The following is a 15,752-nucleotide window of genomic DNA, read 5'->3' as shown; positions in this document are numbered from 1 at the left end:
ATGGGACTCGAAGAAAAACTGCCGAGCGGCTTCCTGCTGACCACCGTCGAGCAGGCCGCGGGCTGGGTGCGCAAGGCGTCCGTCTTCCCGGCCACCTTCGGCCTGGCCTGCTGTGCCATCGAGATGATGACCACCGGCGCCGGACGCTACGACCTGGCCCGCTTCGGCATGGAGGTCTTCCGCGGCTCACCCCGCCAGGCGGACCTCATGATCGTGGCCGGCCGGGTCAGCCAGAAGATGGCGCCGGTGCTCAGGCAGGTCTACGACCAGATGCCGAACCCCAAGTGGGTCATCTCCATGGGGGTCTGCGCCTCCTCGGGCGGCATGTTCAACAACTACGCGATCGTGCAGGGCGTCGACCACATCGTCCCGGTCGACATCTATCTGCCCGGCTGCCCGCCACGGCCGGAGATGCTGATGGACGCCATTCTCAAGCTCCACCAGAAGATCCAGTCCTCCAAGCTCGGCGTGAACGCCGAGGAGGCCGCCCGTGAGGCGGAGGAGGCGGCGCTCAAGGCCCTGCCCACGATCGAGATGAAGGGGCTGCTGCGGTGAGCGACGCGAACGGCACCAACGGAGCCAACCCGGAGAAGGAGCTCAGCGGCTCCAACCTCCCCGGCCAGCGCGGCGAGGGCGGTGAGGAGATCCGCGTCCAGCGCGGCATGTTCGGCGCCAACAACGGCGGCGACACCACCGGTTACGGCGGCCTGGTCCGCTCGATCCGCCTCCCGGGACCGGCGGCCCGCCCCTACGGCGGCTGGTTCGACGAGGTCGCCGACGAACTGGAGGGCGCCCTGGAGGAACAGGGGCTGCTCCCCGACAACGCCATCGAGAAGACGGTCGTCGACCGCGGCGAGATCACCTTCCACGTCGAGCGCGAGCACCTGCCGCGCGTCGCGCGCACCCTGCGCGACGACCCCGCCCTGCGCTTCGAGCTCTGCACCGGCGTCAGCGGGGTCCACTACCCCCACGACAAGGGCCGCGAGCTGCACGCCGTCTACCACCTGCGCTCGATCACCCACAACCGGCTGATCCGCCTGGAGGTCAGCGCCCCGGACGCCGACCCGCACATCCCGTCCCTGGTCTCGGTGTACCCGACCAACGACTGGCACGAGCGCGAGACCTACGACTTCTTCGGGATCGTCTTCGACGGTCACCCGGCCCTGACGCGGATCATGATGCCGGACGACTGGCAGGGCCACCCGCAGCGCAAGGACTATCCCCTCGGCGGCATCCCCGTCGAGTACAAGGGCGCCCAGATCCCGGCTCCGGACCAGCGGAGGTCGTACTCATGAGCACGCAGCACGCATCCGCCTCGGCGCGCGAGACCACCGAGGGGACCGTCTACACGGTCACCGGGGGCGACTGGGACGAGATCGTCCAGGCCGCGGCCCGTGCCGACGACGAACGCATCGTCCTCAACATGGGCCCGCAGCACCCCTCCACCCACGGAGTGCTCCGCCTGATCCTGGAGATCGACGGCGAGACGGTCACCGAGGCCCGCTGCGGCATCGGCTACCTGCACACCGGCATCGAGAAGAACCTCGAGTTCCGCACGTGGACGCAGGGCACCACGTTCGTGACGCGCATGGACTACCTGACGTCCTTCTTCAACGAGACCGCCTACTGCCTCGCCGTCGAGAAGCTCCTCGGCATCGAGGACCAGATCCCCGACCGGGCCGAGATCATCCGGGTGCTCCTCATGGAGCTGAACCGGCTCTCCTCGCACCTGGTGTGCATCGCCACCGGCGGCATGGAACTCGGCGCCACCACGATCATGATCTACGGATTCCGTGATCGTGAAATGATTCTCGACATCTACGAGCTCATCACGGGCCTGCGGATGAACCACGCGTACATCCGCCCCGGCGGACTCGCGCAGGACCTGCCGCCCGGCGCGGTGGACCACATCCGCGAGTTCGTGAAGAAGATGAAGAAGAACCTCCCGGAGTACGACAAGCTCGCCACCGGGAACCCCATCTTCAAGGCCCGTATGCAGGACGTCGGCTACCTGGACCTGGCGGGCTGCATGGCCCTCGGCGCCACCGGCCCCATCCTGCGCTCCACCGGCCTGCCGCACGACCTGCGCAAGGCCCAGCCCTACTGCGGCTACGACACCTACGAGTTCGACGTGCCGACCGCCGACACCTGCGACTCCTACGGGCGCTTCCTGATCCGCCTGGAGGAGATGCGCCAGTCGCTCCGGATCGTCGAGCAGTGCCTGGACCGGCTCCAGCCCGGCCCGGTCATGGTCGCCGACAAGAAGATCGCCTGGCCCGCCCAGCTCGCCCTGGGACCCGACGGGCTCGGCAACTCCCTCGACCACATCAAGAAGATCATGGGCACCTCCATGGAGGCCCTGATCCACCACTTCAAGCTGGTCACCGAGGGCTTCCGCGTGCCGCCGGGACAGGCGTACGCGGCCGTCGAGTCGCCCAAGGGCGAACTCGGCGTGCACGCCGTGTCCGACGGCGGCACCCGCCCCTTCAGGGTCCACTTCCGCGACCCGTCCTTCACCAACCTTCAGGCCATGGCGGCGATGTGCGAGGGCGGCCAGGTCGCCGACGTCATCGTCGCCGTCGCGTCCATCGACCCCGTGATGGGAGGCGTCGACCGGTGACCACCAGTTCTTCCGAGCGGGGCGTCAGCCTGGGCATGCCCGAACTGCCCGCACCCGCTTACCCGGACGACGTCCGAGCCCGGCTGGAGGCGGACGCGCGCGAGATCATCGCCCGCTACCCGGACTCCCGCTCGGCGCTCCTGCCGTTGCTGCACCTCGTGCAGTCGGAGGAGGGGCACGTCACGCGCACCGGCATGCAGTTCTGCGCCGACGTGCTGGAGCTGACCACGGCCGAGGTCACCGCGGTGGCCACCTTCTACACCATGTACCGGCGCAAGCCCTCCGGTGACTACCAGGTCGGCGTCTGCACCAACACGCTGTGCGCGGTCATGGGCGGCGACGCGATCTTCTCCGAGCTCCAGGAGCACCTGGGCGTCGGCAACGGCGAGACCACCGACGACGGCAAGGTCACCCTGGAGCACATCGAGTGCAACGCGGCCTGCGACTTCGCGCCGGTCGTGATGGTCAACTGGGAGTTCTTCGACAACCAGACCCCGGACACCGCCAAGCGGCTCGTCGACGACCTGCGCGCGGGGCGTCCGGTCGAGCCCACGCGCGGGGCGCCGCTGTGCACCTTCAAGGAGACCGCGCGGATCCTCGCCGGCTTCCCCGACGAGCGGCCCGGTGCCGTCGAGGCGAGCGGCGGGGCCGGCCCCGCCTCGCTGGTGGGCCTCCGCCTCGCCAGGGGAGAGGCCGCACCCGCACGCGTGGTCCACCCGCGCGAGGGAGCACCGCAGGACCGCGACGGCGCACCGCAGGACGGGACCGCCCACGAGCCGTCCCCGTCGGAGCACCTGAGCTCGCACGACGCGCCGCAGGACACGTCGGCCTCCGACCCGGCCCACCCGGCCGGGCCCGCCGCCGAGGAGGGGGAGTGATGACCTTGGCACCCGAACTGAAAGACACCGGCCCCGAGAAGCTGCTCGCACCCGTGCTGTCGGCCTTCTGGGACGAGGACAAGTCCTGGACGCTGGACGTCTACAAGAGGCACGAGGGCTACGAGGGACTCCGCAAGGCGCTCGCGATGTCGCCGGACGACCTGATCGCGTACGTCAAGGACTCCGGTCTGCGCGGCCGCGGCGGCGCCGGGTTCCCCACCGGGATGAAATGGCAGTTCATTCCGCAGGGAGACGGCAAGCCGCACTATCTGGTCGTCAACGCCGACGAGTCGGAGCCGGGCACCTGCAAGGACATCCCGCTCCTCTTCGCGAACCCGCACAGCCTCATCGAGGGCATGATCATCGCGTGCTACGCCATCAGGTCCTCGCACGCCTTCATCTATCTCCGCGGTGAAGTCGTCCCTGTGCTGCGGAGGCTGCACTCGGCCGTGAGCGAGGCCTACGCGGCCGGCTACCTCGGACAGAACATCCTGGGCAGCGGCCTCGATCTCGACATCACCGTGCACGCCGGGGCCGGGGCGTACATCTGCGGTGAGGAGACCGCACTGCTCGACTCGCTCGAAGGCCGCCGTGGCCAACCGCGGCTCCGTCCCCCCTTCCCTGCGGTCGCGGGCCTCTACGCCTGCCCCACTGTGGTGAACAACGTGGAGTCGATCGCGTCGGTTCCCGCGATCCTCCAGAAGGGCAAGGACTGGTTCAGGTCGATGGGCAGCGAGAAGTCCCCGGGCTTCACGCTCTACTCGCTCAGCGGCCATGTCGCCAACCCCGGCCAGTTCGAGGCCCCGCTCGGCATCACGCTCCGCCAGCTCCTGGAGATGAGCGGCGGCATGCGGCCCGGCCACCGGCTGAAGTTCTGGACGCCGGGCGGCTCCTCCACGCCGATGTTCACCGACGAACACCTCGACGTCCCCCTCGACTACGAGGGCGTCGGCGCCGCCGGCTCCATGCTCGGCACCAAGGCGCTCCAGTGCTTCGACGAGACGACCTGCGTGGTCCGCGCCGTCACCCGCTGGACCGAGTTCTACGCCCACGAGTCCTGCGGCAAGTGCACCCCGTGCCGCGAGGGCACGTACTGGCTCGTGCAGTTGCTGCGCGACATCGAGGCCGGCAAGGGCGTCATGTCCGACCTCGACAAGCTCAACGACATCGCCGACAACATCAACGGCAAGTCGTTCTGCGCCCTCGGTGACGGCGCCGCCTCGCCGATCTTCTCCTCGCTGAAGTACTTCCGCGAGGAGTACGAGCAGCACATCACGGGCCGCGGCTGCCCCTTCGACCCGGCCAAGTCGACGGCCTGGGCCGACCGCACGGAGGTGAACGCATGACTGTGACCACCAACGCTCCCTCAGGCGGGGGAGAGGCGGCGGTCCCGCCGGAGGATCTCGTCTCGCTGACGATCGACGGCGCCGAGATCAGCGTGCCCAAGGGCACCCTGGTCATCCGGGCCGCCGAGCAGCTCGGCATCGAGATCCCCCGGTTCTGCGACCACCCCCTCCTCGACCCGGCCGGCGCCTGCCGCCAGTGCATCGTCGAGGTCGAGGGCCAGCGCAAGCCGATGGCCTCCTGCACCATCACCTGCACCGACGGGATGGTGGTGAAGACCCACCTCACCTCGCCGGTCGCCGAGAAGGCCCAGCACGGTGTGATGGAGCTCCTCCTCATCAACCACCCGCTGGACTGCCCGGTCTGCGACAAGGGCGGCGAGTGCCCCCTTCAGAACCAGGCCATGTCCCACGGCCAGGCCGAGTCCCGCTTCGAGGGCAAGAAGCGGACCTACGAGAAGCCCGTCCCGATCTCCACCCAGGTGCTGCTCGACCGGGAGCGGTGCGTGCTGTGCGCCCGCTGCACCCGCTTCTCCAACCAGGTCGCGGGCGACCCCATGATCGAGTTGATCGAGCGGGGCGCGCTCCAGCAGGTCGGCACCGGCGAGGGCGACCCCTTCGAGTCGTACTTCTCCGGCAACACCATCCAGATCTGCCCGGTCGGCGCCCTCACCTCGGCGGCGTACCGGTTCCGCTCCCGCCCCTTCGACCTGGTGTCCTCCCCGAGCGTGTGCGAGCACTGCTCCGGCGGCTGCGCGACCCGCACCGACCACCGGCGCGGCAAGGTCATGCGCAAGCTCGCGGCCAACGACCCCGAGGTCAACGAGGAGTGGATCTGCGACAAGGGGCGCTTCGCCTTCCGGTACGCGCAGCAGCGGGACCGGCTGGAGCACCCTCTGGTCCGCAACCCCGAGGGCGAGCTGGTCCCGGCGTCCTGGCCGGAGGCGCTCCAGATCGCGGCCCAGGGCCTGCTCGCCTCCCGCGGCCGGGCCGGCGTCCTCACCGGCGGCCGCCTCACCGTCGAGGACGCCTACGCGTACAGCAAGTTCGCGCGCGTGGCGCTCGACACCAACGACATCGACTTCCGCGCGCGCGTGCACAGCAGCGAGGAGGCCGACTTCCTGGCCGCGCGGGTCGCGGGCCACGGCCGTGACCTCGACGGTACGGGCGTCACGTACGCCGCTCTGGAGAAGGCGCCGGCGGTCCTGCTGGTCGGGTTCGAGGCCGAGGAGGAGGCGCCCGGCGTCTTCCTGAGGCTGCGCAAGGCCTGGCGCAAGCACGGCCAGAAGGTCTTCTCGCTCGCCACCCACGCGACCCGCGGCCTGGAGAAGGCGGGCGGCGTCCTGCTGCCGGCCGCTCCCGGCACCGAGACCGAGTGGCTGGACGCGCTGGCCGGCGGGGTCGGCCTGGAGGACGACGGCAGCAGGGCCGCCGAGGCGCTGCGCACCCCGGGCGCGGTGATCGTCGTCGGCGAGCGGCTGGCCGCCGTGGCCGGGGGCCTCACCGCCGCCGCACGGGCCGCCTCCGCGACCGGCGCACAGCTCGTGTGGATCCCGCGGCGGGCCGGAGAACGCGGTGCCGTCGAGGCGGGCGCGCTGCCGTCGCTGCTGCCGGGCGGGCGCCCGGCCACCGACCCGCGCGCGCGTGAGGAGGTCGCCTCCGTCTGGGGCGTGGCCGAACTCCCGCACCGCTACGGCCGCGACACCGGGCAGATCGTCGAGGCCGCGGTCTCCGGCGAGCTCCAGGCCCTGGTGGTCGCGGGCGTCGAGATCGCCGACCTGCCCGACCCGGCACGCGCGCGTGAGGCGCTCCAGGAGGTCGGGTTCGTGGTGTCGCTGGAACTGCGTCCCGGCGAGGTCACCGAGCACGCGGACGTCGTCCTGCCGGTGGCCGCGGTCGCCGAGAAGGCCGGCACCTTCCTCAACTGGGAGGGCAGGGTGCGCTTCTTCGAGGCCGCGCTCAAGCCCGACCAGATGACCCGCCGCCTCGCGCCCACCGACGCACGGGTGCTCCAGATGCTGGCCGACGCCATGGACGTGCACCTGGGCCTGCCGGATCTGCGCACCACGCGCGCGGAGATCGACCGGCTCGGCCCCTGGGACGGACCGCGCGGCACCGAACCCTTCGAGACCGGGGCCCAGCTGCCGCGGCCCGCCGCCGGAGAGGCCGTCCTGGCCGGGCACCGGCTGCTGCTCGACCAGGGCCTCCTCCAGCAGGGCGACGAGGCGCTCGCCGGGACCCGGCACGCGGCACGCGCGCGCGTGTCGGCCGCGACGGCCGCCGAGGTGGGCGTCAAGGAAGGCGACCTCCTCGCCGTGACCGGCAAGACCGGAGTCGTCGAACTGCCGCTCCAGATCACCGAGATGCCCGACCGCGTGGTCTGGCTCCCGCTGAACTCCACCGGCGGGGGCGTCGCCTCCGACACCGGGGCGCTGCCCGGCTCCCTCGTCCACATCGGCCCGGCGACGCTCGCAGCCGAAGCTCCCAAGGAGGTGGAGGCATGAGCCCGTACACCGCCGCGGAAGACCTCTCGATGTTCGGCACCGACCCGTGGTGGCTCGTCGTCGTCAAGGCCGTCTTCTGCTTCGCGTTCCTGATGGTGACCGTGCTGTTCTCCATCGTGTGGGAGCGCAAGGTCGTCGCCTGGATGCAGCTGCGCATCGGCCCCAACCGGCACGGCCCCTGGGGCATGCTCCAGTCGCTCGCCGACGGCATCAAGCTGATGCTGAAGGAAGACGTCATCGTCAAGCGCGCCGACAAGGTCGTCTACGTCCTCGCGCCGATCGTCGCGGCCATCCCCGCCTTCATGGCGATCGCGGTGATCCCCTTCGGCCCGTCCGGCAACGAGATCTCGATCTTCGGCCACCGCACCGCGATGCAGCTCACCGACCTGCCGATCGCGATGCTCTACATCCTCGCGGTGGCCTCGGTCGGCATCTACGGCATCGTCCTCGCGGGCTGGAGCTCCGGATCGACGTACCCGCTCCTCGGCGGCCTGCGCTCCTGCGCCCAGATGATCTCGTACGAGATCGCCATGGGTGCCGCCTTCGCCTCGGTGTTCCTCTACTCCGGGTCGATGTCCACCTCGGCGATCGTCGAGGCCCAGCAGGACCGCTGGTACATCATCCTGCTGCCGGTCTCCTTCATCATCTACGTCGTCACCATGGTCGGCGAGACCAACCGCGCCCCCTTCGACATGCCGGAGTCCGAGGGCGACCTGGTCGGCGGCTTCAACACCGAGTACTCGTCGATCAAGTTCGCGATGTTCATGCTCGCCGAGTACGTGAACATGGTGACGGTCTCGGCCGTGACCACCACGCTCTTCCTCGGCGGCTGGCGGGCGCCCTGGCCCGTCAGCACCTTCTGGGAGGGCGCCAACCACGGCTGGTGGCCGCTCCTCTGGTTCGTGATCAAGGTGCAGCTGCTGCTGTTCTTCTTCATCTGGCTGCGCGGCACGCTCCCGCGCGTCCGCTACGACCAGTTGATGAAGCTCGGCTGGAAGGTCCTCATCCCGGTCTCCGTGGTCTGGCTGATGCTCGTGGCGACCGTGCGGACCCTGCGCAACGAGAACTACGACTTCGCCGACATCGCCCTGTACGTCGGCGGCGGAGTCCTGGTCCTGCTGCTGCTCTCCTTCGTCGCCGACATGTTCCGCGAGAAGTCGAAGGCCGCGGCGCAGCCCGCCGAGGAGCCGCCCGCCTTCGACCCCACGGCGGGCGGATTCCCCGTCCCGCCGCTGCCCGGACAGCAGTTGCCGCCGGTGCCCAGGCGCCGCTCGCGCCAGGAGCGGGAGCTGATTGTCAGTGGCGGGCCCGATACTCAGAGTGACGGATCTCTGGATGGAAAGGAGGCGTCCGATGGCTGAGGAGCCCAAGGAGACCGAGCAGTTGAAGCCCGGCTTCATGAACCCCGTCGCCGGCTTCGGCGTGACCTTCAAGGCCATGTTCAAGAAGCGGCTGACGGAGCAGTACCCGGAGCAGCAGAAGACCACCGCTCCGCGGTTCCACGGACGGCACCAGCTCAACCGCCATCCGGACGGCCTGGAGAAGTGCGTCGGCTGCGAGCTGTGCGCCTGGGCCTGCCCCGCCGACGCCATCTACGTGGAGGGCGCCGACAACACCGACGAGGAGCGCTACTCGCCCGGCGAGCGGTACGGCCGCGTCTACCAGATCAACTACGCCCGCTGCATCCTGTGCGGGCTGTGCATCGAGGCGTGCCCCACGCGCGCGCTGACGATGACCAACGAGTTCGAGCTGGCCGACAGCAGCCGCGCCAACCTCATCTACACCAAGGAACAACTGCTCGCCGGCCTCGAAGAGGGCATGGTCGACTCCCCTCACGCGATCTACCCCGGCACCGACGAGCAGGACTACTACCGGGGCCTGGTGACCGAGGCCGCGCCCGGCACCGTGCCCCAGGTCGCGGTCTCCAAGGGTGAGGTGGTCCAGGAGGCCGACTCCACCTTCGGCGAGGACGAACCGGCGTCCAAGAAGGTGATCGGGCGATGACCGCACCTCTCCAGCTCGCCGCCACGGCGACTCTGGCCGCCGACACCTCCACCGGCGAGGCCTTCCAGTTCTGGGTCCTCGGCACCGTCGCCGTGATCGGCGCCCTGTGCACCGTGTTCATGCGGAAGGCCGTGCACAGCGCGCTCTGTCTCGCCGGCACCATGATCATCCTGGCGGTGTTCTACCTCGCCAACGGCGCCTACTTCCTCGGCGTCGTCCAGATCGTCGTCTACACCGGCGCGATCATGATGCTGTTCCTGTTCGTGGTGATGCTCGTCGGCGTGACCGCCGCGGACTCCCTCAAGGAGACCATCAAGGGCCAGCGCTGGCTGGCCCTGCTGTGCGGACTCGGCTTCGGCATCCTGCTGTTCGCCGGCATCGGCAACGCCTCCCTGCACCAGTTCAACGGCCTCGCCCAGGCCAACTCCGGTGGCAACGTGGAGGGCCTGGCGACCCTCATCTTCACCAAGTACGTCTTCGCCTTCGAGATCACCGGCGCCCTGCTGATCACGGCCGCCGTCGGCGCCATGGTGCTCACCCACCGCGAGCGCACCGAACGGGCCCTGACCCAGCGCGAACTGGCCGAGAAGCGCGTCCGCGAGGGCAAGCACGTCCCGCCGCTGCCCGCCCCCGGCGTCTACGCCCGGCACAACGCGGTGGACATCGCGGGCCTGCTGCCCGACGGCACCCCGTCCGAGCTCACGGTCAGCAAGACCCTGCGCGAGCGCGGCCAGATCCGTGACGTGTCCGCCGAGGCGCTGGGCGACCTCAAGGCGCTGGAGCAGCGCGCCGAGGAGCGCCTGGAGCGGACCGAGATCGAACCGGCCACCTTCAAGAAGGAGGCGTCGAAGTGAACCCGGTCAACTACCTCTACCTCGCCGCCCTTCTGTTCACGATCGGCGCCACCGGCGTGCTGATCAGGCGCAACGCCATCGTGGTGTTCATGTGCATCGAGCTCATGCTCAACGCCTGCAACCTCGCGTTCGTCGCCTTCTCCCGGATGCACGGCAACCTCGACGGCCAGATCATCGCCTTCTTCACGATGGTCGTCGCCGCCGCGGAGGTCGTGGTCGGTCTCGCGATCATCGTGTCGCTGTTCCGTTCCCGCCACTCGGCCTCGGTCGACGACGCCAGCCTGATGAAGCTGTAAGGGGTCGCTGAATCGTGGACAACCTCATTGCGCTGCTCATCGCGGCGCCCCTGCTCGGAGCGGCGGTCCTGCTGACCGGCGGCCGGCGGCTGGACGCCGTCGGCCACTGGATCGGCACCCTGCTCGCCGGCGCCTCCTTCGTGTTCGGCGCCATCCTCTTCGCCGACCTGCTCGGCAAGGACGCCGAGCACCGCACGCTCACCCAGCACCTGTTCAGCTGGGTGCCGGTCGAGGGCTTCCAGGCGGACGTCGCCTTCCGCCTCGACCAGCTGTCGATGACGTTCGTGCTGCTGATCACCGGCGTCGGCTCACTGATCCACCTGTACTCGATCGGGTACATGGAGCACGACGAGCGGCGCCGCCGCTTCTTCGGCTACCTGAACCTGTTCCTCGCGGCGATGCTGCTGCTCGTCCTCGCCGACAACTACCTCCTGCTCTACGTCGGCTGGGAGGGCGTCGGTCTCGCCTCCTACCTGCTGATCGGTTTCTGGCAGCACAAGCCCAGCGCGGCCACCGCGGCGAAGAAGGCCTTCCTGGTCAACCGCGTCGGCGACGTGGGCCTGTCGATCGCGATCATGCTGATGTTCACGACCTTCGGCACCTTCGCCTTCGGCCCGGTCCTCGGCAGCCACCAGGAGCCGGGCGCGGTGAGCGACGCCGGAGAGGCCACGCTGACCGGCATCGCCCTGATGCTGCTGCTCGCGGCCTGCGGCAAGTCCGCCCAGGTCCCGCTCCAGTCCTGGCTCGGGGACGCCATGGAGGGCCCGACCCCCGTCTCGGCCCTCATCCACGCGGCGACCATGGTGACCGCGGGCGTCTACCTGATCGTCCGCTCCGCCAACATCTTCAACCTCGCCCCGGACGCCCAACTGGTCGTCACCATCGTCGGCGCGGTCACGCTTCTGTTCGGTGCGATCGTCGGTTGCGCGAAGGACGACATCAAGAAGGCGCTGGCCGGCTCGACCATGTCGCAGATCGGCTACATGGTCCTCGCCGCGGGCCTCGGCCCCATCGGCTACGTCTTCGCGATCATGCACCTGGTGACCCACGGCTTCTTCAAGGCCGGGCTCTTCCTCGGCGCCGGTTCGGTCATGCACGGCATGAACGACGAGGTCGACATGCGCAAGTACGGCGGCCTCCGGAAGTACATGCCGGTCACCTTCGTGACGTTCGGCCTCGGCTACCTCGCCATCATCGGCTTCCCGGGCCTGTCCGGCTTCTTCTCCAAGGACAAGATCATCGAGGCGGCCTTCGCCAAGGGCGGCACAGAAGGCTGGATCCTCGGCGCCTGCGCCCTGCTGGGCGCGGCCATCACCGCCTTCTACATGACACGCGTGATGCTGATGACGTTCTTCGGGGAGGAGCGCTGGAGGAACCAGGCCACCCGCTCCCCGGAGGCCCCGAGCGCCGAGCCCGCCGCCGAACACCACGGCGAGCACGCCGAACCGCACCCGCACGAGTCCCCCAAGTCCATGACGATCCCCATGATCGTGCTGGCCTTCGGATCGGTCTTCGCGGGCGGCCTGTTCAGCATCGGCGACCGGTTCCTCAACTGGCTGGAGCCCGTCACCGGCCACGACCACGGCCACGCGCCGATCGGCGCCGCCACGGTCACGGCGGCCACGGTGACCGTGATGGTCGTCGGCGTCGCCATCGCCTGGCTCCAGTACGGCAGGCGCCCGGTCCCGGCCGTCGCCCCGCGCGGCTCGCTGCTCACCCGGGCCGCCCGGCGCGACCTGCTCCAGGACGACTTCAACCACGTCGTCCTGGTCCGCGGCGGGCAGCACCTGACGCGGTCCCTCGTCTACGTCGACCACACCCTGGTCGACGGAGTGGTCAATGGCACGGCGGCCTCGGTCGGCGGTCTGTCCGGACGGATGCGCAAGCTGCAGAACGGCTTCGCGCGGTCGTACGCGGTCTCGATGTTCGGCGGCGCGGCGATCCTCGTCGCCGCGACCCTGCTGATGAGGGCGGTCTGATACCGATGTCCTTTCCTCTGCTGACAGCGACGGCGGTGCTCCCGGCGATCGGAGCCGTCGCCACGGCCGCCGTGCCGGCCGCGCGCCGCACCGCCGCCAAATGGCTGGCGCTGCTCGTCTCGCTCGCCACCCTCGCCCTCGCGATCGCCGTCCTGGTCCGCTTCGACCCGGACGGCGACCGCTACCAGCTCACCGAGTCCCACGCCTGGATCGCGGAGTTCGGGGTCCGCTACGAACTCGGCGTGGACGGCATCGCGGTCGCGCTCATCGCGCTGACCGCCCTGCTGATCCCGTTCATCGTCCTCGCGGGCTGGCACGACGCCGACCCGCTGGAGACCGGAAGCAGGCGGTGGCGCCCGACGCAGGGCTTCTTCGCCCTGATCCTGGCCGTCGAGGCGATGGTGATCATCTCCTTCGAGGCCACCGACGTCTTCCTCTTCTACATCTTCTTCGAAGCCATGCTCATCCCGATGTACTTCCTCATCGGCGGCTTCGGGGACCGGGCCCACGCGGGCTCCGACGAGAACGCGGCGGCCCAACGCTCGTACGCCGCCGTGAAGTTCCTCCTCTACAACCTGGTCGGCGGCCTGATCATGCTGGCCGCGGTGATCGGCCTCTACGTCGTCGCAGGGAACTTCAGCCTCCAGGAGATCGCCGAGGCGCGGGCCAACGGCTCGCTCGACATGGCGACCAACACCGAACGCTGGCTGTTCCTCGGGTTCTTCTTCGCCTTCGCGGTGAAGGCGCCCCTGTGGCCGCTGCACACCTGGCTGCCCAACGCGATGGGGGAGGCCACCGCCCCGGTCGCCGTCCTCATCACGGCGGTCGTCGACAAGGTGGGCACCTTCGCGATGCTCCGCTTCTGCCTCCAGCTCTTCCCGGAGGCCAGCAAGTGGGCGACGCCCGCGATCCTCGTCCTGGCGGTGATCAGCATCATCTACGGGGCGCTGCTCGCGGTCGGCCAGCGGGACATCAAGCGCCTGGTGGCGTACGCGTCGATCTCCCACTTCGGCTTCATCATCATGGGCATCTTCGCGATGACCAGCCAGGGCCAGTCCGGCGCGACGCTCTACATGGTCAACCACGGGATCTCGACGGCGGCGCTGATGCTGGTGGCGGGCTTCCTGATCTCGCGGCGCGGCTCGCGGCTCATCGCCGACTACGGCGGGGTCCAGAAGGTCGCCCCGGTGCTCGCCGGCACCTTCCTGATCGGCGGTCTGGCCACTCTCTCGCTGCCGGGGCTCGCGCCCTTCGTCAGCGAGTTCCTGGTCCTGGTCGGCACGTTCGCGCGCTACCCGGTGATCGGCATCATCGCCACCTTCGGCATCGTGCTCGCCGCGCTCTACACCCTCGTCCTCTACCAGCGGACGATGACGGGCCCGGTGAAGCCGGAGGTCTCCGCGATGCCCGACCTGCGGATGCGTGAGCTCGTGGTCGTGGCCCCGCTGGTCGTCCTGCTGATCTTCCTGGGCGTCTACCCGAAGCCGGTCACGGACATCGTGAACCCGGCAGTGAAGTCGACCATGTCCGACGTGCACAAGAAGGACCCCAAGCCCGAGGTGGAGGCGGCCAAGTGAGCGCAGTAGCCGTCCACAGCCTGTGGACAACCGCGGCCGACCCGATCTCCAAGATCGACGCGCCGAAGATCGAATACGGACAGTTGTCGCCCACCCTGATCGTCGTGGGCGCGGCGATCATCGGAGTCCTCGTCGAGGCCTTCGTCCCGCGCAAGTCCCGTTACTACGCCCAGCTCTTCGTGTCCGTCGTGGCCCTGTGCGCCGCCTTCGCGGCGGTCGTCGCCCTGGCCGCCGACGGATACGCCACCACCAAGGCGGGCATCGCGGCCATGGGCGCGATCGCCGTCGACGGACCGGCCCTGTTCCTCCAGGGCACGATCCTGCTCGCGGCCCTGGTCGGCCTGTTCACCTTCGCCGAGCGGCGGCTCGACCCCGAGGCGCACGGCAACCGCGTCGACTCGTTCGCCGCGCAGGCCGCCTCGGTGCCGGGCAGCGACAGTGAGAAGGCGGCCGTGAAGGCCGGGTTCACCACCACCGAGGTGTTCCCGCTGCTGCTGTTCGCCGTCGCCGGCATGCTGATCTTCCCGGCCGCCAACGACCTGCTGACCCTGTTCGTGGCCCTGGAGGTCTTCTCCCTCCCGCTGTACCTGCTGTGCGCGCTGGCCCGCCGCAAGCGGCTCATGTCGCAGGAGGCCGCGGTCAAGTACTTCCTGCTCGGCGCGTTCGCCTCCGCGTTCACCCTGTTCGGCATCGCCCTGCTCTACGGCTACGCGGGCTCGGTGTCCTACGGCACCATCGCGCAGGTCGTCGACGGCACCATCGGCACCGTGGACCCGGCGCTCGCCGACACCATGGGCAACGACGCGCTGCTGCTGATCGGCGCCGCGATGATCGTCATGGGCCTGCTGTTCAAGGTCGGCGCGGTGCCGTTCCACATGTGGACCCCGGACGTCTACCAGGGCGCGCCGACCCCCGTCACCGGCTTCATGGCGGCGGCGACCAAGGTGGCCGCCTTCGGCGCGCTGCTGAGGATCCTGTACGTCGTGCTGCCGGGCCTGCGCTGGGACTGGCGGCCGGTCATGTGGGCCGTCGCGATCGTCACCATGCTCGGCGGCGCCATCGTCGCGATCACACAGACCGACATCAAGCGGCTGCTGGCGTACTCGTCGATCGCGCACGCCGGGTTCATCCTCGCCGGTGTCATCGCGACCACGCCGGACGGTGTGTCGTCGGTCCTCTTCTACCTGGCCGCGTACTCGTTCGTGACGATCGGCGCGTTCGCCGTGGTCACCCTGGTCCGCGACGCCGGTGGCGAGGCCACGCACCTGTCCAAGTGGGCGGGGCTCGGCCGGCGTTCACCGCTGGTGGCGGCCGTCTTCGCGGTGTTCCTGCTGGCCTTCGCCGGTATCCCGCTGACCTCCGGATTCGCCGGGAAGTTCGCCGTGTTCAAGGCGGCGGCGGAAGGCGGCGCGGCGCCGCTCGTCGTGGTCGGTGTGATCTCGTCGGCCATCGCCGCGTTCTTCTACATCCGGGTGATCGTGCTGATGTTCTTCAGCGAGCCGCGTCCGGAAGGGCCGACGGTCGCCGTGCCGTCGCCGCTGACGATGACGGCGATCGGGGTCGGTGTGGCGGTCACGCTGGTCCTCGGTGTCGCGCCGCAGTACTTCCTGGACCTGGCGAACCAGGCCGGAGTCTTCGTGCGCTGACCCGCGCTGCGCGGTCCCGGTTCATGCGGCGGGCCCCGGCTCCCTTCGAGG

13 protein-coding genes are annotated in these 15,752 nt (G+C 69.6%); all 13 read left to right on the top strand.

Translation table 11 applies throughout. From position 1 onward, the window contains the following. From ACIQJT_RS39600 to nuoN, 13 genes are read left to right on the top strand one after another with little or no spacing between them, the layout of a single operon-like run. Positions 1 to 555: an NADH-quinone oxidoreductase subunit B family protein gene (locus ACIQJT_RS39600; RefSeq protein ID WP_007383964.1), complete on the top strand. Its 555-nt coding sequence runs from the start codon at positions 1 to 3 to the stop codon at positions 553 to 555. Beyond that, complete coding sequence (locus ACIQJT_RS39595; protein ID WP_365462043.1) at positions 552 to 1,295, top strand: NADH-quinone oxidoreductase subunit C; 744 nt, start codon at positions 552 to 554, stop codon at positions 1,293 to 1,295. Before ACIQJT_RS39600 ends, ACIQJT_RS39595 begins: the two co-directional genes overlap by 4 nt. Continuing rightward, positions 1,292 to 2,620: an NADH-quinone oxidoreductase subunit D gene (locus ACIQJT_RS39590; RefSeq protein ID WP_053850575.1), complete on the top strand. Its 1,329-nt coding sequence runs from the start codon at positions 1,292 to 1,294 to the stop codon at positions 2,618 to 2,620. Before ACIQJT_RS39595 ends, ACIQJT_RS39590 begins: the two co-directional genes overlap by 4 nt. Next, complete coding sequence (nuoE, locus tag ACIQJT_RS39585; protein WP_365462047.1) at positions 2,617 to 3,498, top strand: NADH-quinone oxidoreductase subunit NuoE; 882 nt, start codon at positions 2,617 to 2,619, stop codon at positions 3,496 to 3,498. Before ACIQJT_RS39590 ends, nuoE begins: the two co-directional genes overlap by 4 nt. Further along, positions 3,498 to 4,844 carry an NADH-quinone oxidoreductase subunit NuoF gene (nuoF, locus tag ACIQJT_RS39580; RefSeq protein ID WP_402650358.1) on the top strand — a complete coding sequence of 449 codons (1,347 nt, stop codon included), beginning with the start codon at positions 3,498 to 3,500 and terminating at the stop codon, positions 4,842 to 4,844. The genes nuoE and nuoF overlap by 1 nt, the downstream gene beginning before the upstream one ends. After that, entirely contained in the window at positions 4,841 to 7,345 is a 2,505-nt protein-coding gene (locus ACIQJT_RS39575) for an NADH-quinone oxidoreductase subunit G (protein WP_365462051.1), read from the top strand. The genes nuoF and ACIQJT_RS39575 overlap by 4 nt, the downstream gene beginning before the upstream one ends. Next, complete coding sequence (gene nuoH, locus ACIQJT_RS39570; protein ID WP_402650357.1) at positions 7,342 to 8,706, top strand: NADH-quinone oxidoreductase subunit NuoH; 1,365 nt, start codon at positions 7,342 to 7,344, stop codon at positions 8,704 to 8,706. Before ACIQJT_RS39575 ends, nuoH begins: the two co-directional genes overlap by 4 nt. Continuing rightward, positions 8,699 to 9,349 (top strand): NADH-quinone oxidoreductase subunit NuoI, encoded by a 651-nt coding sequence (gene nuoI, locus ACIQJT_RS39565; RefSeq protein ID WP_365462055.1) that lies wholly within the window; start codon positions 8,699 to 8,701, stop codon positions 9,347 to 9,349. The genes nuoH and nuoI overlap by 8 nt, the downstream gene beginning before the upstream one ends. Further along, the gene (locus ACIQJT_RS39560) at positions 9,346 to 10,203 is read left to right on the top strand and encodes an NADH-quinone oxidoreductase subunit J (RefSeq protein WP_365462057.1); all 858 of its coding nucleotides are present in this window, start codon (positions 9,346 to 9,348) and stop codon (positions 10,201 to 10,203) included. The genes nuoI and ACIQJT_RS39560 overlap by 4 nt, the downstream gene beginning before the upstream one ends. After that, positions 10,200 to 10,499, top strand: a complete 300-nt coding sequence (gene nuoK / locus ACIQJT_RS39555; protein ID WP_003974374.1) for an NADH-quinone oxidoreductase subunit NuoK — start codon at positions 10,200 to 10,202, stop codon at positions 10,497 to 10,499. Before ACIQJT_RS39560 ends, nuoK begins: the two co-directional genes overlap by 4 nt. A gap of 14 nt (positions 10,500 to 10,513) precedes the next feature. Further along, a complete protein-coding gene (nuoL, locus tag ACIQJT_RS39550) occupies positions 10,514 to 12,478 on the top strand; it encodes an NADH-quinone oxidoreductase subunit L (protein WP_402650356.1) in 1,965 nt (654 codons plus the stop codon). Between the two features lie 5 nt (positions 12,479 to 12,483). Continuing rightward, positions 12,484 to 14,055 (top strand): NADH-quinone oxidoreductase subunit M, encoded by a 1,572-nt coding sequence (locus ACIQJT_RS39545; RefSeq protein ID WP_365462061.1) that lies wholly within the window; start codon positions 12,484 to 12,486, stop codon positions 14,053 to 14,055. Further along, on the top strand, positions 14,052 to 15,701 hold the full coding sequence (gene nuoN, locus ACIQJT_RS39540; RefSeq protein WP_402650355.1) for an NADH-quinone oxidoreductase subunit NuoN: 1,650 nt from the start codon (positions 14,052 to 14,054) through the stop codon (positions 15,699 to 15,701). The genes ACIQJT_RS39545 and nuoN overlap by 4 nt, the downstream gene beginning before the upstream one ends. The last annotated feature ends 51 nt before the right edge of the window (positions 15,702 to 15,752 follow it).

The organism is Streptomyces sp. NPDC091972, from assembly GCF_044756385.1.
In the GTDB taxonomy this organism is placed as follows: domain Bacteria; phylum Actinomycetota; class Actinomycetes; order Streptomycetales; family Streptomycetaceae; genus Streptomyces.
The sequence above is the reverse complement of the archived record's forward strand: the minus strand, read 5'-3'. Positions and strand labels throughout refer to the sequence as shown.